The sequence below is a fragment of the Streptomyces sp. NPDC093085 genome (assembly GCF_040683935.1).
Lineage (GTDB): Bacteria > Actinomycetota > Actinomycetes > Streptomycetales > Streptomycetaceae > Streptomyces.
Genome location: NZ_JBFBFB010000005.1, coordinates 153,586 through 172,924 on the forward strand (window position 1 = coordinate 153,586; position 19,339 = coordinate 172,924).

Annotated in this window: 17 protein-coding genes and 5 pseudogenes; 8 read left to right on the forward strand and 14 right to left on the reverse strand. The window is 66.1% G+C overall.

Annotation, left to right across the window (positions count from 1 at the left end; translation table 11 throughout):
- Positions 1 to 54 precede the first annotated feature (54 nt).
- Positions 55 to 1,716 carry an MFS transporter gene (locus AB0O07_RS17165; RefSeq protein ID WP_365633478.1) on the reverse strand — a complete coding sequence of 554 codons (1,662 nt, stop codon included), beginning with the start codon at positions 1,714 to 1,716 and terminating at the stop codon, positions 55 to 57.
- 29 nt (positions 1,717 to 1,745) lie between these two features.
- Positions 1,746 to 2,213 carry a MarR family transcriptional regulator gene (locus AB0O07_RS17170; RefSeq protein WP_365633481.1) on the reverse strand — a complete coding sequence of 156 codons (468 nt, stop codon included), beginning with the start codon at positions 2,211 to 2,213 and terminating at the stop codon, positions 1,746 to 1,748.
- A 158-nt stretch (positions 2,214 to 2,371) separates the two neighbouring features.
- On the opposite strand from AB0O07_RS17170, the gene AB0O07_RS17175 reads away from it, so the two are divergent.
- On the forward strand, positions 2,372 to 2,554 hold the full coding sequence (locus AB0O07_RS17175; RefSeq protein ID WP_365633484.1) for a ribbon-helix-helix protein, CopG family: 183 nt from the start codon (positions 2,372 to 2,374) through the stop codon (positions 2,552 to 2,554).
- 148 nt (positions 2,555 to 2,702) lie between these two features.
- Here AB0O07_RS17175 and AB0O07_RS17180 read toward each other — a convergent pair whose 3' ends face one another.
- Positions 2,703 to 4,109, reverse strand: coding sequence for an NCS2 family permease (locus tag AB0O07_RS17180; protein WP_365633487.1), 1,407 nt, complete (start codon positions 4,107 to 4,109; stop codon positions 2,703 to 2,705).
- A 270-nt stretch (positions 4,110 to 4,379) separates the two neighbouring features.
- On the opposite strand from AB0O07_RS17180, the gene AB0O07_RS17185 reads away from it, so the two are divergent.
- Entirely contained in the window at positions 4,380 to 4,703 is a 324-nt protein-coding gene (locus AB0O07_RS17185) for a DUF2530 domain-containing protein (RefSeq protein ID WP_365633490.1), read from the forward strand.
- A gap of 196 nt (positions 4,704 to 4,899) precedes the next feature.
- A complete protein-coding gene (locus AB0O07_RS17190) occupies positions 4,900 to 7,491 on the forward strand; it encodes an HAD-IC family P-type ATPase (RefSeq protein ID WP_365633493.1) in 2,592 nt (863 codons plus the stop codon).
- A gap of 298 nt (positions 7,492 to 7,789) precedes the next feature.
- Here the strand turns inward: AB0O07_RS17190 and AB0O07_RS17195 are convergent, their stop codons facing one another.
- The 4 genes and pseudogenes from AB0O07_RS17195 to AB0O07_RS17210 all read right to left on the reverse strand — a co-directional run.
- Positions 7,790 to 8,125 (reverse strand): hypothetical protein, encoded by a 336-nt coding sequence (locus AB0O07_RS17195; protein ID WP_365633495.1) that lies wholly within the window; start codon positions 8,123 to 8,125, stop codon positions 7,790 to 7,792.
- Between the two features lie 408 nt (positions 8,126 to 8,533).
- A complete protein-coding gene (locus AB0O07_RS17200; protein ID WP_365633498.1) occupies positions 8,534 to 9,238 on the reverse strand; it encodes a hypothetical protein in 705 nt (234 codons plus the stop codon).
- Between the two features lie 213 nt (positions 9,239 to 9,451).
- Positions 9,452 to 9,673: a DddA-like double-stranded DNA deaminase toxin gene (locus AB0O07_RS17205; protein ID WP_365633501.1), complete on the reverse strand. Its 222-nt coding sequence runs from the start codon at positions 9,671 to 9,673 to the stop codon at positions 9,452 to 9,454.
- A gap of 19 nt (positions 9,674 to 9,692) precedes the next feature.
- Positions 9,693 to 9,914, reverse strand: a pseudogene (locus AB0O07_RS17210) (hypothetical protein); the annotation flags it as partial.
- Between AB0O07_RS17210 and AB0O07_RS17215 the strand changes: the two are divergent.
- Positions 9,898 to 10,713: pseudogene (locus AB0O07_RS17215) on the forward strand (site-specific integrase); the annotation flags it as partial. The pseudogenes AB0O07_RS17210 and AB0O07_RS17215 sit on opposite strands and share 17 nt — an antisense overlap.
- A 69-nt stretch (positions 10,714 to 10,782) precedes the next feature.
- On the opposite strand, the gene AB0O07_RS17220 reads toward AB0O07_RS17215, so the two are convergent.
- Positions 10,783 to 11,250 carry a hypothetical protein gene (locus tag AB0O07_RS17220; protein WP_365633504.1) on the reverse strand — a complete coding sequence of 156 codons (468 nt, stop codon included), beginning with the start codon at positions 11,248 to 11,250 and terminating at the stop codon, positions 10,783 to 10,785.
- Positions 11,251 to 11,258: 8 nt separating this feature from the next.
- Positions 11,259 to 11,846: a polymorphic toxin-type HINT domain-containing protein gene (locus AB0O07_RS17225; RefSeq protein ID WP_365634249.1), complete on the reverse strand. Its 588-nt coding sequence runs from the start codon at positions 11,844 to 11,846 to the stop codon at positions 11,259 to 11,261.
- Positions 11,847 to 11,914: 68 nt separating this feature from the next.
- On the opposite strand from AB0O07_RS17225, the pseudogene AB0O07_RS17230 reads away from it, so the two are divergent.
- Positions 11,915 to 12,115: pseudogene (locus tag AB0O07_RS17230) on the forward strand (site-specific integrase); the annotation flags it as partial.
- A gap of 93 nt (positions 12,116 to 12,208) precedes the next feature.
- Here the strand turns inward: AB0O07_RS17230 and AB0O07_RS17235 are convergent.
- Positions 12,209 to 12,601, reverse strand: a complete 393-nt coding sequence (locus AB0O07_RS17235; protein ID WP_365634319.1) for a hypothetical protein — start codon at positions 12,599 to 12,601, stop codon at positions 12,209 to 12,211.
- Between the two features lie 6 nt (positions 12,602 to 12,607).
- A complete protein-coding gene (locus tag AB0O07_RS17240; RefSeq protein WP_365634251.1) occupies positions 12,608 to 12,853 on the reverse strand; it encodes a deaminase in 246 nt (81 codons plus the stop codon).
- On the opposite strand from AB0O07_RS17240, the gene AB0O07_RS17245 reads away from it, so the two are divergent.
- The gene (locus tag AB0O07_RS17245; protein ID WP_365634322.1) at positions 12,764 to 13,066 is read left to right on the forward strand and encodes a hypothetical protein; all 303 of its coding nucleotides are present in this window, start codon (positions 12,764 to 12,766) and stop codon (positions 13,064 to 13,066) included. The genes AB0O07_RS17240 and AB0O07_RS17245 overlap by 90 nt on opposite strands.
- Here AB0O07_RS17245 and AB0O07_RS17250 read toward each other — a convergent pair.
- Positions 13,040 to 13,507, reverse strand: a complete 468-nt coding sequence (locus AB0O07_RS17250; RefSeq protein ID WP_365633506.1) for an SUKH-3 domain-containing protein — start codon at positions 13,505 to 13,507, stop codon at positions 13,040 to 13,042. The genes AB0O07_RS17245 and AB0O07_RS17250 overlap by 27 nt on opposite strands.
- Positions 13,508 to 13,956: 449 nt before the next feature.
- Between AB0O07_RS17250 and AB0O07_RS17255 the strand changes: the two are divergent.
- Positions 13,957 to 14,250, forward strand: a pseudogene (locus AB0O07_RS17255) (tyrosine-type recombinase/integrase); the annotation flags it as partial.
- Between the two features lie 159 nt (positions 14,251 to 14,409).
- Here the strand turns inward: AB0O07_RS17255 and AB0O07_RS17260 are convergent.
- Positions 14,410 to 14,781: a hypothetical protein gene (locus AB0O07_RS17260; RefSeq protein WP_365633508.1), complete on the reverse strand. Its 372-nt coding sequence runs from the start codon at positions 14,779 to 14,781 to the stop codon at positions 14,410 to 14,412.
- A pseudogene (locus AB0O07_RS17265) lies at positions 14,778 to 18,719 on the reverse strand (polymorphic toxin-type HINT domain-containing protein); the annotation flags it as partial. The pseudogene AB0O07_RS17265 and the gene AB0O07_RS17260, both read right to left, overlap by 4 nt.
- Before the next feature lie 39 nt (positions 18,720 to 18,758).
- Here AB0O07_RS17265 and AB0O07_RS17270 point away from each other — a divergent pair.
- Positions 18,759 to 19,331, forward strand: coding sequence for a hypothetical protein (locus AB0O07_RS17270; protein ID WP_365633511.1), 573 nt, complete (start codon positions 18,759 to 18,761; stop codon positions 19,329 to 19,331).
- Positions 19,332 to 19,339: the final 8 nt, after the last annotated feature.

A 19,339-nucleotide genomic window follows, 5' to 3' on the forward strand; every position in this document is an offset into this window, starting at 1 on the left:
CCGGGGTCCGGGCCCCGGAGCACGGGAACAGCCGCCCGGCGTGCGCGTCCGCGCCTACGCCGCCGTCGCGAGCCGCTCGGGCTCCTCTCTCGGTACGAACTCCATGCGCGGGCGTCCGCCGCGCAGGTCCACCCGGAGCCGTACGCCCGCCACCCGGGTCAGGACGACCCCGATCGCCGCCGCCGCGAGGAGCGAGACCGCGCCGCCGGTCGCGAAGCCGACGCGCGCGCCGTACGTGTCGGTGACCCAGCCGAGGAGCGGACCGCCGATGGGGGTGCCGCCGACGAAGACCATCATGTAGAGGCTCATGACGCGGCCTCTCATCTCCGGGTCGGCCGCCATCTGGACACTGGTGTTCGCGCTGATGTTGGTCGTCATGCCGAGCATGCCGATCGGCAGGAGCAGCAGCGAGAACAGCCACACGTTCGGCGAGAAGGAGACCACGATCTCCAGCACGCCGAAGGCCATCGCCGCCAGGAGCAGCAGCCGGATCCGGGTGGCACCGCGGCGGGCGGCGAGGAGGGCGCCGGCCAGGGAGCCCGCCGCCATGAGGATGTTGAAGAAGGCGTAGAGCCCGGCGCCGGCCGGGAAGACCTTGTCGGCGAAGGCCGTCAGCCAGATCGGGAAGTTGAAGCCGAAGGTGCCGATGAAGCCGATCAGGACGATCGGCCAGATCAGGTCCGGGCGGCCCCGTACATACCGCAGCCCCTCTCTGAGCTGGCCCTTCGCGCGCGGTACCCCGACATGCGGGTGGAGTTCGCGCTGGCGCATCAGCAGCAGGCCGACGAGCGGCGCCAGGAAGGAGAGGCCGTTCAGCAGGAACGCCCAGCCGCTGCCGACCGTGGTGATCAGGACCCCGGCCACCGCCGGGCCGATCAGCCGGGCGGACTGGAAGTTGGCGGAGTTGAGGCTGACGGCGTTACGGAGCTGGTCGGGGCCGACCATCTCGGAGACGAAGGACTGCCGGGTCGGGTTGTCGACCACCGTGACCATGCCCAGCAGGAACGCCAGCAGGTAGACATGCCAGACCTGGACATGTCCGGAGAGCGTCAGTACGGCGAGGGAGATCCCGCAGAGGCCCAGCGCGCCCTGGGTGAAGAGGAGGAGCCGCCGCTTGGGGTAACGGTCGGCGATGACGCCGCCGTACAGGCCGAAGAGCAGCATGGGCAGGAACTGGAGGGCCGTCGTGATGCCGACGGCGGCGGAGGAGCCGGTGAGGCTCAGGACCAGCCAGTCCTGGGTGACGCGGGACATCCACGTACCGATGTTGGAGACGACGGCGCCCGTCGCGAACAGCCGGTAGTTGCGGATCCTGAGGGAGGAGAAGGTTCCTCCGCCTCCTCCTCCACTTCCGCTTCCGGCGTTTCCCGTGTCCCCGGTGTCTCCGGCTCCGCCAGGCGGCCCGGAGAGGGCGGTGGCCGTGTGGGCGGTACGGACTGTACGGACCGTACGGGCCACGGGAGATGCGGGAGATGCGGGGGGCGCGGAGGGTACGGGAGGCGCGGAGGGCAGGGAGGGCGCCGAGGGTATGGGGGGCGCAGAGGAGGTGGGGGGCGTGGGGGGTTGGGCGTTGGCGGTGCTACCGGGTGTCGGTTCGGCGGGGGTGGCACAGGTGCTGTGCGTACCGCCGCCTATGTGAGTGCCGCTGTCCGGTGCGGTGCTGTCGTGGGTGGATTTCGGTGCGGGGGCGGAGTCTGCTCCGGGTCCCGTACTCAATGGGGGTTCGCCTCCTTACGGCGCGCGTTCTACAGATGGGCGAGCTTCTCCAGCACGGGGGCGGCAGCGCGCAGCTTCGCCCATTCGTCCTCGTCCAGGCCCTCGGCCAGGGTCGCCAGCCAGACGTTGCGCTTGCGGCGGCTCTCTTCGAGCATCGCCTCGGCACGCTCGGTCTGGCTCACCACCTTCTGCCGGCGGTCGTCGGGATGTGGCTCAAGTCTGACAAGACCCTTCGCTTCCAGCAGCGCGACGATGCGGGTCATCGACGGCGGCTGCACATGCTCCTTGCGGGCCAGTTCGCCCGGGGTGGCCGAGCCACAGCGGGCGAGCGTGCCCAGGACCGACATCTCGGTCGGGGACAGCGACTCGTCCACACGTTGGTGCTTCAGGCGCCGGCCCAGCCGCATGACGGCGGAGCGGAGAGCGTTCACGGCGGCGTCGTTCTCGGCGTCGTTCTCGATGTCGCCACTGTCGTCGCCGTGGGGCAGGTCAGACATGTATTTAGCGTAACTCATTACCCAACCTAAATACCACTGGGGCGCGAACGGGATCCCGGGGGCGTGGGCGCGATCCCGGGCGACGATCTCACTCGTACGAGTGAGACTGACACGGAAAGTTACGCACGACGGCGTACCCGCCCCCGACCCTGGTACGTATGGGATCGACAGTGCTCAGCCTGCGGATCGACTGCGAGCTGCTCGAACGGCTCAGGCACCATGCCGCCATACGGGGTATGAGCGTCCAGGACTACGTGACCAAGACGCTTATCCGGGACGATTTCGACGAACGCTTCAAAGCCGCCGTCGAGGAGACGGAGCGCTTCTACGGCGTTCAGTAGCCAGGGCCGGGCCGGGGGCGCGTCGGCGGCCCGGATCGGACCGGACTCGGCTCGGACTCGGCTCGGACTCGGCTCGGACTCGGCTCGGGTGAGCACCGCCGCAGGTCGGCCCCGGCTCAGGTCGACCCCGCTCCGGATCGGCCCCGGCTCAGGTCAGCCCCAGCGCGGGCATCGCGTAGTAGAAGAGGAAGACCGCCGAGACGACGTACAGCGCCACCGGCACCTCGCGGCCCCGCCCGGTCGCCAGGCGCAGCACACAGAAGGTGATGAAGCCGATGCCGATGCCGTTGGTGATCGAGTAGGTGAACGGCATCAGCACCATGGCCAGGAAGGCCGGGACGGCGATGGTGAAGTCGCTCCAGTCGATGTCCCGTACGGAGCCGGCCAGGATCAGGAAGCCGACCGCGATCAGCGCGGGGGTCGCCGCCTGGGACGGGACCATCGTGGCCAGCGGCGTGAGGAACAGCGCGAGGGTGAAGAGCAGGCCCGTGACGACGGAGGCGAGCCCCGTCCTGGCGCCTTCGCCGACGCCCGCCGTGGACTCCACGTAGCAGGTGTTGGCGGAGGCGGAGCCCGCGCCGCCGGCGGCGACCGCGACACCGTCCACGAAGAGAACCTTGTTGATGCCCGGCAGGTTGCCGTCCTTGTCCATCAGCTTGGCCTCGTCGCCGACGCCCAGGATGGTGCCCATCGCGTCGAAGAAGCACGACAGCAGCACGGTGAAGACGAAGAGCGCGCCGGTGAGGATGCCGACCTTCTGGAAGCCGCCGAAGAGACTGACATGGCCGATCAGGCCGAAGTCCGGGGTGGCGACGGGGTTGCCGGGCCACTTCGGGGCGGTGAGGCCCCAGCTCTCGACCTTCGCGACCTGGTCGATGATCATCGCGAGGACCGTCATCGCGATGATGGAGATCAGGATCGCGCCCGGCACCTTCCGGATGATCAGCACGAGCGTCAGCAGCACGCCGACCGCGAAGACGAGCACCGGCCAGCCGAGCAGATGCCCGCCGGAGCCGAGCTGGAGCGGCACGGTGGTCTCGGCCTTGTCCGGGATACGGGAGACGAACCCGGAGTCGACGAGTCCGATCAGCATGATGAAGAGACCGATACCGATCGCGATGCCCTTGCGGAGCCCCAGCGGCACGGCGCTCATCACGCGCTCGCGCAGCCCGGTGGCGACGAGCACCATCACCAGCAGCCCCGCGAGCACCACCATGCCCATCGCGTCGGCCCAGCTCATCCGGGGTGCGAGCTGGAGGGCGACGACACTGTTGACGCCGAGGCCGGCGGCGAGGGCGATCGGCACATTGCCGATGACGCCCATGAGGAGCGTGGAGAAGGCGGCGGTCAGCACGGTCGCGGTGACGAGCTGGCCACCGTTGAGATGATGCTCGTTGATGTCCTTCGCGCTGCTGAGAATGATCGGGTTCAGCACGATGATGTACGCCATCGCGAAGAAGGTGGCGAAACCGCCCCGTACTTCACGGCCGAGCGTGGAACCGCGCTCCGAAATCTTGAAGAAGCCGTCGAGCGGAGCGATGGCCGTGGAAGACATGCGGGACCTCGGATGAAGGGACGGAGGACAGCGGAACGGAAGGGAACAGCGGAACGGAAACGGAAGGAGACGAGACGATCACACTGATGTGTTCAACAGATTTCCATCGGATGTTCAAACGAACAAAACCGGACATCCAGAAACCGCTTCAGTATGAACAGATCATGGCAAGATCGCTATCTCCGCGCGTAGACCCCTGTGCCGCCAAGGCGCGGCCCGCCTCGGCCAACTGCGGCGAGACGCCGCGGGCCGCCCACCTAGACTGACCCCATGACCGGTTCCAAGCCCCAGCGCACCGCGCCCGAGCCCCTGGAGGGCCCGGTCGTCGGCACCGTCACCGGCGGCACGATCATCTGGTTCGCCCTCTTCCTGATCCAGCTCCCGTTCTACGGCTGGTACAGCGCCCACGGGCACGCCTGGTGGATCTGGACCTGCCTGGCGGGCGGCGGTCTCGGGCTGATCGGGATCTGGTACGTACGCGGCCGGGACGCCGCGATCAAGCGCGCGGCGGCCGCGGACTCTCCGGATTCCGCGGACTCGGCGGGATCCGCGGGCTCGGCGGGCACGGCGGGATCTCAGCCACCGTCACCCTGACGCCCCCTGAGTGCCCCCCTGAGGCGGAGCCCCGACTCCCCTACCTCCTCCACTCCTCCTCCACTCCTCCTCCCCCACTCCTCCTCCCCCACTCCTCCTGCCCAGGTACGAGTCCGGACCCCGCCCCCTCCTCCCCCGGGTTGATCCTGCGCCTGGCCGACGGGTGAAGGGGCCTTCCCCGCCGTACGGTCGAGACATGACGCAGCGGGCTCAGATCAACACCGACGGCCCCGAGCCCCCGGGCCCGACACCCCCCACCCCCCACCACCACTCCCCCCATCCCCACCATCCCCACCACCCGATGATCGACGCGGGCGCCGAACTGGACCCCGTACACCCCGTGAAGCCACCGTCGCCCGTCCGGTCGCGCCTGACCAGGCACACCGGGCTGACCTCCGCCGAGGTGGCGGCGCATGTGGCGCGCGGGGAGGTCAACGACGTACCCGTGCGCAGCAGCCGGTCCGCCGCCGACATCGTGCGCGCGAACGTCTTCACCCGGTTCAACGCGATCATCGGCGTGCTCTGGGTGATCATGTTCTTCGTCGCGCCGATCCAGGACACCCTGTTCGGCTTCGTGATCATCGCGAACACCGGTATCGGCATCGTCCAGGAGCTGCGCGCCAAGAAGACCCTGGACGGTCTCGCGGTCATCGGCGAGGCCCGGCCGACCGTACGGCGGGACGGCACCGCCACCGAACTCTCCACCTCCGAGATCGTCCTCGGGGACCTCATCGAACTGGGCCCCGGCGACAAGGTCGTGGTCGACGGCGTGGTGGCCGAGGCGGAGAGCCTGGAGATCGACGAGTCGCTGCTCACGGGCGAGGCGGACCCGGTGCTGAAACGTCCCGGCGACCCGGTGATGTCCGGCAGCTTCGTGGTGGTCGGCGGCGGGGCCTTCGAGGCCACGAAGGTGGGCCGGGACGCGTACGCCGCCCAGCTCGCCGAGGAGGCGTCCCGCTTCACGCTGGTCGACTCGGAGCTGCGGAACGGCATCAGCACGATTCTCAAGTACGTGACCTGGATGATGGTCCCGACCGCGCTCGGGCTCATCCTCAGCCAGCTCTTCGTCAAGCAGACCGATGTCAAGAACTCCATCGCCAGAACGGTCGGCGGCATCATCCCGATGATCCCGGAGGGGCTGGTGCTGCTGACCTCGGTCGCCTTCGCGATCGGCGTCATCCGGCTGGGCCGGCTCAAGGTCCTCGTCCAGGAACTGCCCGCGATCGAGGGGCTGGCCCGCGTCGACGTCGTCTGCCTGGACAAGACGGGCACCCTCACCGAGGGCGGGATGGACGTCAGCGCGCTGCGCCCGCTGGGGGGCGCGGACGAGGCGTACGTACGGCAGGTGCTCGGCGCGATCGGCGCCTCCGACCCCCGCCCGAACGCCAGCCTCCAGGCGATCATCGACGCGTACCAGGGCGATCGGGGCCGGTGGCCGGTGCGGGCGGCGCTGCCGTTCTCGTCCGTACGGAAATACAGCGGAGCCTCATTCACCGAGCCCGCCCCCACTCCCCCGCACACCCCCGAAACGCCCCCCTCACCCACCCCTAAGTCACCCCCCTCCCCCTCCCCCGAGACGGTCGGCTGGCTCCTGGGGGCCCCGGATGTGCTCCTCCCCCCGGACCACCCGGCGCTGACCGAGGTGGACCAGCTCAACCGGGAGGGGATGCGGGTCCTGCTGCTCGCCCGTACGTACGTCACCGCGCTCGACTCCCCCGAGGCCGCGGCCGGGGCGGAGGCGACCGCGCTGGTCGTCCTGGAGCAGCGGCTGCGCCCGGACGCCGCCGAGACCCTGGCGTACTTCGGGCACCAGGAGGTCGCCGCGAAGGTGATCTCGGGCGACAACGCGGTCTCCGTGGGCGCGGTGGCCGGCAAGCTCGGCCTGCCGGGTGCCGAACACACCGTCGACGCACGCCAGTTGCCCACCGAACGAGACGGGCTGGCTAAGGCGCTCGACCGGGGTGCGGTGTTCGGCCGGGTCACCCCGCAGCAGAAGCGGGACATGGTGGGGGCGCTCCAGTCGCGGGGGCACACGGTGGCCATGACGGGGGACGGCGTCAACGACGTACTCGCGCTGAAGGACGCGGACATCGGGGTGTCGATGGGCTCGGGTTCGGAGGCGACGCGGGCGGTGGCGCAGATCGTGCTGCTGAACAACAGCTTCGCGACGCTGCCTTCGGTGGTGGCGGAGGGGCGCCGGGTCATCGGCAACATCACGCGGGTGGCGACGCTCTTCCTGACGAAGACGGTCTACTCGGTGCTGCTGGCGGTGCTGGTGGCGTGCTTCCAGGTGGAGTATCCCTTCCTCCCCCGCCACCTCACCCTTCTCTCCACCCTGACGATCGGCATCCCGGCGTTCTTCCTGGCCCTGGCCCCGAACCGGGAACGCGCCCGCCCGCACTTCGTCCGCCGGGTGATGCGGTACGCGATCCCGTCCGGCATCATCGCGGCCCTGGCCACCTTCGCGACATACCTCCTGGCCAGGCACGCCTACCACGGCCAGGACGCCCTGAACGCACAGACCAGCGCGGCGACCCTCACCCTCTTCCTGGTCTCGATGTGGGTCCTGGCCATCGTGGCCCGCCCGTACACCTGGTGGCGCGTCTGCCTGGTCGCCGCCATGGGCGCGGCCTTCCTGGTCGTCCTGGCGGTCCCGGCCCTCCAGCACTTCTTCGCCCTGAAGCTGGAGGGCACCGTGATCCCCTGGACCGCGGTCGCCATCGCGGCAGTGGCATCAGCGGCCCTGGAACTCTGCTGGCGCTGGGTAGCCCGCAGATTCCCCACCTGACCCTCCACAACCCCCAGTGACTCCCCCTCCAGCAAGACGCCATCAACACCCTCAGCCGCGCCCTCGACCACCCCTGACATACGTACAGCAACGGCGGCGGACACCCAGGTGTCCGCCGCCGTTGCCGTCAACTACTGCCGTCAGACCGCCGCGAAAATCCGCAGCAGCCCTCTCCGGAAAAAACGGCGGGGGCTGCTTTCTTGCGCACTCTTTGGTTAGCCGTCCGTACACTCATGCCAACGAGAAGACGGAATTCAGACTCCGGTTCCGCGATTGACCATGAAGCCCGAATAGTCCATCATTGACCACTCCCCTCACCTGCAAGCAGGGCCCGGAGGCGCCTAACCTCTTCCACAAGGCGCGGCACAGCCTCCCGCGCCATCGCGATGAAGGCCGCGTTCTCGTCCCAGCGTTCGTCGCCAGAATCGACGTATCGCGGATGCTGAACCAAAGTTGCGGCAATCATTTCTCGATGATCAAAGTTCGGCCATCTCTCGGCAGCACCAGTGTCGGGAGCCGTGCTCACCGCCACAAGATTCATGGCGGAGTCGTCACCCAAGGTCCTAACGAACCAAGGCGCCGGAGTGGCCGCAGAGCACAACTCCTCGATCTCCTCAAGTTCACCGTCACGCATGTGGCCACCTTCTACCAGCCCGTTTTCCCAGTCCGAGGCACCCCGCAAGCCAGCAAGCGCGGGGCGTACCAAACAAAATTTACCCTTCCGCATTCCCCTGAGGCGAGCCCAGAGTGAAGCAACGCCTTCGCTAGTGGAAGCCAACTTTATGCGCCCTCCCCGCTGCGACAACCAGCCACCAACCGATCCCCGCCGCCTTCCTTCGTCAATTACTGCCGTCAGACGTGGCGGCCCCCGCCGGAAGAGACACCGGCGGGGCGCCGCGCTATGCAATGAGGAGCATTTCCAAGAACATGACGACTTCCGGTTCCTCAGCAAACTGGACGAGCCCCCAGGCCACGCACGCTCATATGGTCGACGGTCATTCTCGTACGCCGCCAACTGCGGTCCAGGATGATTCCGGTGCATCTAGAACGGCGGTGGCCCGTACGGAAGCTCCAAACGAGCAGGTTTGGCCTCGGTCAAGCCCTCAAGGCCGAACCGAGGCGTGTACCGCTCGATACGTGAATCAGACGGAGCTGCAAAAGTCAGCATCCACAACTGCTCGCCGGGGCCCGCATATCCCGTTGGCGGAGGCGCCATACGGACAAGCGCATCCTCGCTACACCACAGCCTGACCTGAGGCTCTTCGCTGCTAAGCGCTGCGAACTTCAGCGGCTCAAACGACTCCAGAGCCTCGTTGATTTCTGAAGCATCAACAAAGATGGTGAACTTGGACGCACCTCCGATGACAGCTTCCCGCACGGTGCAATGCAGAAGAAAATCACGGAGGACCTCGCTCGTTCCCGTCCAGCCGCCTTCTCCTGCCTCCCTGGAGAAGACCTGAAGCCTGCCATCATTTAGATCAACCGCCCAGAAATAGCCGTTCTGATTTTCAACCCAGAATTCGAGCATGCCGGAAGAGTCCGACACAAGGTCCCGAGGCGTAACGGGCCGGTCCTGGAACGTCACAGGGCCAGCAGCAAGCGCTGCAGCCATATGCCACTCAATCAGTTCGGCAGGCACGTAGGGTCTGGCGTCAAGGTGAACGCGACTCACGCTCTCCGCGGTGCCGTACCAGCGACGGAGGAAACGTTCGACGCTATTCGAATTAATTGACAGGAGTTCATCCACGGCACACAAGCATACGCCATGGCCCCAGCTCGGCCGATATGTTCATAATCGCCATATCGGCGCACATTCCACTCCGAAATCGTTTCGGCAGGGCGCCTGCCATACCCCACCGAAACGCTCCAGCCGCAACTAGCGGGAATTACCCGTGAATTTACCGAGGAATTTTCCACTCTGATTGTAGACCCACATTTGCGCACCTCCGGGAAGCGCATCCTAGATGGGATTTACCGGAGTGCCACCAGGGCTCGCACACGCCGATCCGTTACAGAATTGACAGACGCCATCGGGGCGATTTATGTAAAGCACTCCGCGTCCAATATCATTGCGGCGCATATAGGCGGCGACCTGCATCTCGACGTGATTCCTGCACGCCGAGCTGACACTGTTCCGGACTGGCGTTGTGGGCCAGGACCGGCGTCTGCCCCGCCAGCACATAGTACGTGTGGAGGTTGGCGACGGTGAGGTTGTGGACTGTTGCCGCTTGGGCGGTGTGGTGTTCTACCGCTGCGATCTGGACCAGCGTGCCCACGCCGGTCTGGAGCCACTGGCCCGGGCGGAGGCCCTTGGCATCCAGCCATTCGCCGAGTTCGCGGACCCAGAAGTGGTGGCCCTTTTGTAGCCGCCATGGCGGCGGGCATGCCCGGACCTCCCAGCCCCCGCTCAGCCGGTGCTGCAACCAGCCGCCCTCCCGCTAACGCCGGCCTACATGCGTTCCGTTCTCAACTCGCCCCTGGAGCACGGCCGTACGCGAGTAGAAGAGCCCGCGCGATGTCGCCCGCAATGTCCGCACCGGCACCCCACGGCTCCGGCGCTTCGACCCCCTCACCGCCGACGAAGTCCGCCAGCTCCTCGCGACTACGCGCGGACACAGGTTGCACGCGCTGTTCGAACTCGCCCTCCACACCGGGCTCCGCAAGGGCAAACTCCTCGGGCTGCACCGGGGCGACCTCGACCTCGACGCAGGCACCGCCACCATCCGCCGCACCTTCCAGCGCACCAACACGGGCGGACTCACGACGTTGCCCACCAAGACCCGGGCCTCCGAGCGGCGCATCGCCCTCCCTGCCCGCTGCCTCCAGTCGCTGAAGCACCACCACGAGAAGCAGCAGCGCGAACGGCACACGGCAGGCACCGAGTGGCAGGACAACGGGTACGTGTTCACCACTCCCCAGGGCAGACCGATCGACCCGACCAACCTCACCCGCCGCTTCGGCCGACTCCTCGACCGGGCCGGACTCCGCCGTATCCGGTTTCACGACCTCCGGCACTCGACCGCCACTCTGCTCCTGGAGCAGGGTGTGGACCTCGTCGTGATCAAGGAGCTGTTCGGCCACGCCCACATCGGCGTCACCGCCACCGTCTACGCCCACGTCCGACTCCGCCTCCAACGCCAGGCCATCGACACCCTCGGCAACGCCCTCGGTCAGGGTGACGGTGCCCCTGACGACCCACCCACCGCAGCCGTCGTCCGCTGACGTTGCCGTCAGCGTTGCCGTCAAGACGCGAGAAGCCCCACCGGACTGACTCTCCGGTGGGGCTTCTGCTCATTCATTCAGAAATACCTCGATGGCCCGAGCCACCGACGCTGGGGTCGACTCATCGTGTGGATCATCCATTCCGAGCATTGGTAGATCCAGCGCCACGCTTACCGAGTCTCCGAATTCATCCCTCACTGCTCTGAGAGACTGGAGCACGGCATAGTAGGCAGGGCTGATTTGCTCGAAATCTTCCCTGATGGAGAATTCACCGTCTCGTTCAACGATCGGACGAAACGGCGGGACGACAATCCACTCCGGCAAGCCGTCACCTCTCGAATTCGACAAGACCTGCGCGCTCTCTCTGTTCGGCCTACCGCCGTAGCGGTCAAATGCCCAAACTCCAGACATCACAAGCGCGTCAGCCCGAACCGAGCGGCTACTTTCGTTGACGAACTCGATCGCCATCGATTCAGGCAGCAGCCTCGACCAGAGGTCCAGGGTCGACTGCTGGAGGGACGTCACGTAGATCTTCATCGATTCACCTAAGGGATCGGCATGGAGGGAAGGATTCGAACTCGGCCGATCGTACTCATTGAATCCTCCCAGAGCGCGAAGGCATCGATTCCGCCACCCCCGTCCGCGAGATGCTCAATCCTGCTCTCCGCAGGAATATGTTCAGTTCTAATCACGCCACGCACCAGCGTGTAAGCGCCTTCGTCAGGGAACTTCGCATGGGCGGACCTGGCGTAGAGAGCTGTACCCTCTGGAGTCGAAGAAAAGTACTTCGATTCGATACCTCGGGGGTTCTGAAAGCGACGAGTGTCCAAGAGTTGTTTCAACTCGTCGTCCTTCACAGCGCGGTAGACGTATTGCTCACCCTCTTTGAGCTTGCTTCCCCCGCAATTGTGGACGAGGACCGGCGTCTGCCCCGCCAGCACATAGTACGTATGAAGGTTGGCGACGGTGAGGTTGTGGACTGTTGCGGCTTGGGCGGTGTGGTGTTCTACCGCTGCGACCTGGACCAGCGTGCCCGCGCCGGTTTGGAGCCACTGGCCTGGGTGGAGGTTCTTGGCGTCCAGCCATTCTCCGAGTTCGGGGACCCAGAAGGGGTGGCCCTCTGTGGCTGTGATCTAGGCCGGCTTGATGGTCTTGGTGTCCGTTTCAATCTGCCTTGTGGTGCAGTCGGACAGGAAGCCCCTCCGCCACCCTGCTCCTGGAACAGGACGACGAACTCGCCGTCATCAAGGAACTCCTCGGCCACGCCCACATCGGCGTCATCGCCGGCGTCTACGCCCACGTCCGACTCCGCCTCCAGCGTCAGGCCATCGACACCCTCGGCAACGCCCTCAGCCCGGCCGACGGCGACCACGACGACCCACCCGCCGCAGCCGTCGTCCGCCGACGTTGCCGTCACCGTTGCCGTCATCGCCGGGCGGTGACTGAACAAGAAAGTCGCCGGGAGGTGCTTCAACGCACTCCCCGGCGACCTTTCCTATTCTACAGACCAGGCCGATCTGAATCCGTCAGGAAAACCATCCAGAAATTCCGAAACAGCCTCGACAGCTTGATCTCGACCAACCAGATCGGATCGTTCAAAAATCCCCATCTGGCCACCGCACACAAGTCTGACCTCCTCCGCGCCACACTCAGGGTTCCTCAATTGGAGGATTTCTCCATCGATAGATTCTCCCGTAACGAGGAAGAGATCCGGACCGCCCGCAATCGAGAGATGCCGAAAAGGGGCATCCTCTGTCACGGAAACCTCAGTCCATCGATTCCCATCAAGAGTCGCGATCGACTGAACGATTCGTTCCGGCGCCGGATTATCAACTTCCCAGTCGCGCGTCTTGGGGCCGTCTCGATCGTCTCCTGCCAGCCTGATCATGGCGCCCTACCCTGGCATTCTCGGCGTGGATGGTCTTCGTACTGCGTTGATCGTAAAGATACCGGAGGGCGAATGAACTAGCAGCTCTTCAACCCCTAGGCCGCGCATCAAGGACCCAACCCCACCAGTTGCTCCGCATGATCGACAGAAGTCCCGGTCCACATGGAGAACTGCTCTGGTGCCGGACGCCCCGGCATCCTTCGCCTGCTGAAACACATCGGCTTCAGCATGGGGCTTCGCCTGAGCATTCACCCGAATATCAACCGCACGACCGTGCGCGTTCCTCCAACTACTGCCGTCAAACGACGTCAAGCCCTCATCGACATCACTGTCGACGAGGGCTTGAGCGTGCCTTTTCAGGGTTCGCGAATTCTCAGTCAAGCGGGCGTTGGAAATTCAAATGAACACGATTTCAGCAAAAGTGGCGGCGCGCCGTTCTCACTGAATCGTCCACTCACCCAATGAGATTGGGCGTACTCCAGCTTTCATCATCGAGAACATCACATTGAAATCTTCCCCATATCGATAGACCGATGAATCGAACCCTGCGTAGAGCCTTCCGTCGCTTCCCGAATATACGGTCAGATGGAAGCTGTCCACTCCAATCGGAAACAGAGTCGTGCCAGCTACCTCTGCACATCGGCGAGCCACGTCCGCATCACGAGTAGTGCACACGGCGGACGGATCGAAGTGCGTCCAGCTTGAGATCCTCTCTCCGGCGATAAAAAGGGCCGGAAGGTGGTCGATCTTCAGGCCGAGGTATTCACCCAAGAAGCCCCTTGCCTCCTCATGGCAGGCAAATCCGACACGCTCCAGACCTGTCACGATGGCATCCGCTTCACGACGGACCCCAGCCACCTCCCAGCCAAACGAGCTGAGGAATTCCTCTAGCTCCGACTCGCTCATTCTTCTCACCTCGATAGGTCTGTCGCTCCGCGCCGGACAAGAACACTCTGGCAGGATAGGCACGCCGCTTCTGGGGCACCCGTTGCACTGCGAACGGTCAAGAATTCGATGTCGCTCAACCGCAGCGAGCGTCCGACTTGATCTTCAAAATCGGCCCCATGCTCGGCGATCAGAGTATTGCAGGCCCGGATCTCTGCACAGTTATCTGCTCCGCGGCCGGCGATCTGCCCACCATCCGCGAGAGCGGAATCAATCTCGGGATTGAAATAGGCCGGGCGGAACGAATGGGCGTGCGCTCCGACCCGTTGACCACGCCGACCGAGCACCGACCCACCGGCCGCCCGCCGGAGGACGTGGCGCGCTGGGAGCTGGGGGTTGACGAGTACGCCGCGCCGGTGTGCGTGTCCTTGGCCAACGTGCCGGGGGTGACCGTGGCCGGCACACGCGAACCTCTCGACCCCACCAACCTCACCCGCCGCTTCCGCCGCCTCCTTCACAGCGCAGAGCTCCGGACGATCCGCTTCCACGACCTCCGGCACTCGACCGCGACCCTGCTCCTGGAGCAGGGCGTCGACCTCGTCATCATCAAGGAGCTGCTCGGTCACGCCCACATCGGAGTCACCGCCGGCGTCTACGCCCACGTCCGCCTCCGCCTCCAGCGCCAGGCCATCGACACCCTCGGCAACGCCCTCGGCCCGTCCGACGCCCCCGACGACCCACCCACCGCAGCCGTCGTCCGCTGACGTTGCCGTCACCGTTGCCGTCAAACGACACGAGAGCCCCGCCGATTTCACATCGGTGGGGCTCTCGCGTTGACCTCAGCGAACGCTCAGGAACGTCCTACATTGGAGCAATCGAAGGCGAATTATATTCGCCACCGATCACCGTCAAAAAGTTCCCTGCTAATCGCCTGCATCCTGGCTCCAGGACTGCTCCAGACCCGACTTTGCCGCCCTCGACGCCGCCCGCACCTCTTCCCATGCAGCGGCCTCTTTGAGAGCACCCTCGGTCCAAATCACCTCAGGGCCCGCGCTTACGGAATTGACGCTTTCATTGACCTCCTGAAGCAAGAGGTAATCTTCGTCATTCAACGAACCGTCAGCTACTCTGGCGCGAGCCACGTGCAGCACGTCGTCGAATTGAAGCAATACTTCATCTGGTCCCACACCTGACGCCCGCAAGTACTCCACTTGCTTTTCGGGCCCTGCACTGAGCAAGCCCAGCACGGCGAGAGTCCACCGCCGAAAGTCCGCCAACTTCCGATCGTCGGTCATCGAATGATTCCTCCCAGATCCCCTTCAGGACCCACGACTCTCCAGTAAGCACCCTCACCATGATGGCCGCCTCCAGGATTCCACCTGAGCATCCTCCCAGTCGGGTCTCCGCGACCTGTATATTCGCGAATTACCCAACCGCCGCCAGCGTTCTTACCTCTACCTAGGCCCTCTTCGACCCATCCGTTCCGGCCTGCAAAGAATGGGCGAACCTGGTCCGGCGTGACGCCACCACTGAGGGCAGATGGGGTATCGAAGATGTCATCTGCCGAACGAATCCCTGGAAGCTGGCCAGCCTCCTCGGCGAGCTGCCTGCGCAAACGCTCACCATCGGCGGCACTTGTGGGACAACTGGAATTGTGCACGAGGACCGGCGTCTGCCCCGCCAGCACATAGTACGTGTGGAGGTTGGCGACGGTGAGGTTGTGGACTGTTGCCGCTTGGGCGGTGTGGTGTTCTACCGCTGTGATCTGGACCAGCGTGCCCGCGCCGGTCTGGAGCCACTGGCCTGGGTGGAGGTTCTTGGCGTCCAGCCATTCTCCGAGTTCAGGGACCCAGAAGGGGTGGCCCTCTGTGGCTGTGATCTGGGTTGGGTTGGTGGTTTTTTTGGCGGTTTTTTTGGTGGTTGTGTTGATTGTTATTTTGACCAGGTGTTTCAGGCCCTCGCCCTTGATCTCGGCGGTGACCGTCTCCGCTCGGGTCTCACCCGTCCTGGGGTCTGTGGCCAGGACCTTGTCGCCCGGCTTGACCTGTTCGATCGGCTTGGTGGTGCCGTCGGACAGGAGGACCTTCGTGCCGGGGACGAAGCTGTTCGCCGCCGAGCAGCCGCCGGAGCCGCCGCCGGCCTTGCCCGAGCCGCCGCTGCCGCTGGTGCCTCCGCCGCTGGTGCGGGAGGTGCCGCCGGAGGTGCCGCCTGGTTTGGAGCCGCCTGCCTTGGAGGGGGTGGCTGTGCTGCCTCTGTTATTGGGCGGCTTGTGGGTGGAGACTCGGGGGGCTGCTTTTGCCTGGGCTTGTTTCTGGACCGCGTTGCCGGTTTTCCTGGCCTGGGCTGCTGCTCTGTCTGCTGTTCTTTTTGCTTGTTCGGCGGCCTTTTTCTTGGCTCGCTGGGCTGCTTCCTTTTTTGCTCTCTCGATCGCCGCCTTCTTGGCCCGGAGAGCGGCGGCCTCGGCTGCCTTCGCCGCCTTCAGGACCAGTTCCGCCGCTCTCTTCGCGGCGCGGAAGGCCATGACCGCGTTGATGGTGCGGTCGACCGCTCTGAGGACTGAGGGGATTTTTCCTATTTTGGACCAGGGGATCGCGCTGATGATCAGGCTGCCGCACGACCACATGTCGCCGCCGAAGCACGACACCGCGTCGTTGATGCCGATGAAGTCCTTCAGGGTGCTCCAGGCCACCGACAGGATCACCGAGGTGAGGGACTTGCCGCTCATGGCCTGGGCCTGGGAGACCTGGGCCGCTGAGAGGCCCGCGCCCGCCAGGGCCGCCGCTCGTTCCGAGGCCGTCAGGGAGATGGCCAGGCCCGTCGGGTCCGCCATCGTCACCGGGTTGTTGTGCGCGTACGCGTAGCCGTTGGACTGGAGGACGTCGTTCAGGTCCAGCACCGGGTCCGCCGACAGGAAGCGGCCCACCAGCGGGTCGTACAGGCGCGCGCCCAGCGGCTGGAAGCCCGAGGAGTCGTCCCTGGTCGCGCCCAGGAAGCCGGAGTGGGACTGGAGGTTCGTCCCGAGCGAGCCCGCGGCCCGCTGGTTGCCGAAGGGGTCCTGCTTGCGGATCCGGACGGTGTTGGTGGAGTTCAGGGCTACTTCTGTGTACGTGCTTCCCTGGTGGTCGCCTGTCAGGGCCACCAACTGCGCCGCGCCCTCACCGTTCGCGTACCGCATCACCGCGCCGCCCGGCACCGCGTAGGTGCGCTGTGTGTGGATCAGTGTGCCGCCCGGCGCGACCGTGATCTCCGTGTCGCCCAGGAAGAGGGTTGCCTGCTTGTTCTTGATGGAGAGGAGTCGGGTGCCGTCGGGGGCGTAGATGTATCGGGTGTCGTTCTGAGGTGACCAGAGCTGGTCGGGTCCGGCGGTCGAGCAAGTTGTCAGGACCAGGGGGGTGGAGTTGGCCGGGTTGGCGTCCTTCACCGCCACACACAGGCCCGATGCCAGGTGTGTCAACTGGCCGGATGCTGTGCGCCTCAGCTCCTGGGCCGGTTTGCCGTCGCACTTCTGGATCTCCACCGCCGCGCCTGCCGTGTTCGACGCCGGCTGTACGCACCAGTCGTCGTACGCGCTCAGCGCGCCCCGGTCGGCGTCCGCCTGCCCAGGGGTCGGGGTGAAGCGCCAGCTCTGGGCCGGGGAGGTGTTGCAGGCGTGGAGTTGGAGCGGCTGGCCCGCGGCGGTCAGGCCGTTCTTCAGGTCCAGGCACTTGTCGGCCAGGCCGGTGTAGGGGGTTTTGCCCGCTGTGCCCTGGCCGGTGATGCGCTCTATCTGGCCGTCGTACGTCCAGGAGAGCCGTTGCTCGTCACCGCTCTCCGTGGAGGTGATCGAGCGGGTCTCGCCGGTCAGTTCGTACAGGCGCTCCGCCTCGGCCTTGACCTGCGCGCCCTGCGGCGTCGTGTACGCCTTGGCGACCTTCGTCAGTGTGTGCGGCTGGCTGCCGTCCGGCTTGCCGTACGCGTACGACGTCACCGCGTCCTTCGCGGTGGCGCCCGTCAGGTCCTTCTCCGTCAGCTTGGTGCGGTTGCCCACCAGGTCGTACTCGTACTCCTGCCAGTAGCCGGAGTTGTCCTTGCCCGCCGCGACGTTGAGTGAGCCGTCGGTGTTCCTGGGGGTGGTGCAGGCCGTCTGGTCCTTCGACGTCCATGCCGTCTTGAGCTGGCCGAGCGGGTCGTACGTGAAGCACTGGCGCTCGGCTATGCCCGTGGAGTGTTCGCGGACCGACGTCACATTGCCGGACGGGTCGTACGCGTACGCCCGCTTGGAGACCAGGTTGCCGGCGACGACACTCTGGTCGCCGGTCTGCTCGCGGTAGACCGCCTGCTCGCTCAGCTCGCCGCTCGACTCGTCGTACGTCGCCTGCGTCCAGACCCGGTTCGGCTGCGCGCCCAGCGTCGAGCGCTGGACCTGGCCGTAGGAGTCGTAGACGGTCTCGGCTCCGTACCAGTCCTTGCCGGAGACCGAGAGCGGGTTGCCGTCCTCGTTGTAGCGGACGACGAGTTTCTCCGCGTCGAACCTGCCGGCCTTGGGAAGAGTCGCCTCCTGGAGCATGCCCGTGTCCGTGTAGGAGTACGCGTACGTGTAGGAGGGTTCCAGGCCCCATGCCGTGCTCAGGGCCGTGGGGAGCGTCAGTGTGGTCGATGTCGGCTGGTAGTCCTTCGTGTAGCCGTCGACCCGCTGCGTGTACGCCTCCCCGCCCGTGTAGCGGGTCGCCGTGTACGGCATGCCCGTACCGCCCGGCGCCTTGTCGTACGTGAACGCCGCCAGCAGCGTGCCGGTCGCGCCGGTCAGGCGCTGTTCGGTCGGGCGGGAGAGGATGTCGTAGGCGTTCCAGGTGGTGACGTTCCGCGCGTTCTTCGTGGTCAGGACGCGGTCGCGGGCGTCGTACGTGGTCCTCGTCGTCCCCGCGTCCGGGTCGGTCGCCGTGATCTGGCGGCCCCGGTGGTCGTATGTCCAGCTCCACGGGTGCTTCGGCTCGGCCGAGTTGACGGCCTGCTCCAGGCGGCCGTGCCGGTCGTACGCGTACCGCGTCGAGGTGAAGCCGTTCGGCGCCTGCGGGTTGAAGGTGTCCACGCGGGCGGTGCGGCCCAGCGCGTCGGTGTAGACGCGGTAGTCGGAGGTGCCCGCCGGGTTGACGACCTTCGACCAGTCGGGCTCGGCCTCTTCCTGGGTCTGGCGCTCGCGGCCGAGACCGTCGTAGAGGGTGACGGAGGTCTCGACGCGGTCCTCGTGGCGGCGAAGTTCCAGTACGGCATCGACGGTCTGGGGTGGACCGATGTGACCGCCACCAACGGCAAGGTCACCATCGCCGCCCTCAAACCCCCGCACGCGGGCCCCAACACGCTCCAGGCGTACGCCTTCGACCAGTACGGCAACAAGAGCGCCGCCACCAGCTACACCTTCTACGTCCAGCCCGGCACCCAGGGCGACGCCCCCGGTGACCTGACGGGCGACGGCATCCCCGACATCCTCCAGGTGGACAGCGCCGGCAACCTGTTCACCTGTGTCGGGCTCCCGGGCGGCGGTATCGGGGAGTGCCTGAACGCCTCGTACACGACGGGCGGAAAGCTCCACCCGGCGAACCACTGGTACCAGCGCACCACCGGCAAGGCGGCGCTGATCACCCATTACGGGGACGCCTACCCGGGCGACGGCGTCACCGATCTCTTCGCGGTCACCCCGGACGGCGGCTTCTGGCTCTATCCGGGGGACGGGTACGGCAGTTTCGATGTCGGCAAGCGGATCCGGGTCAGGCTGCCCGCCGGCGTCCCGGCGCCGTCGGCCTGGACGCACGCGCCGGTGAAGGTCGCTATGGCGGACGACTGGAGGTCGGTGCGGGCGCTGGGGTGACCCGGGGG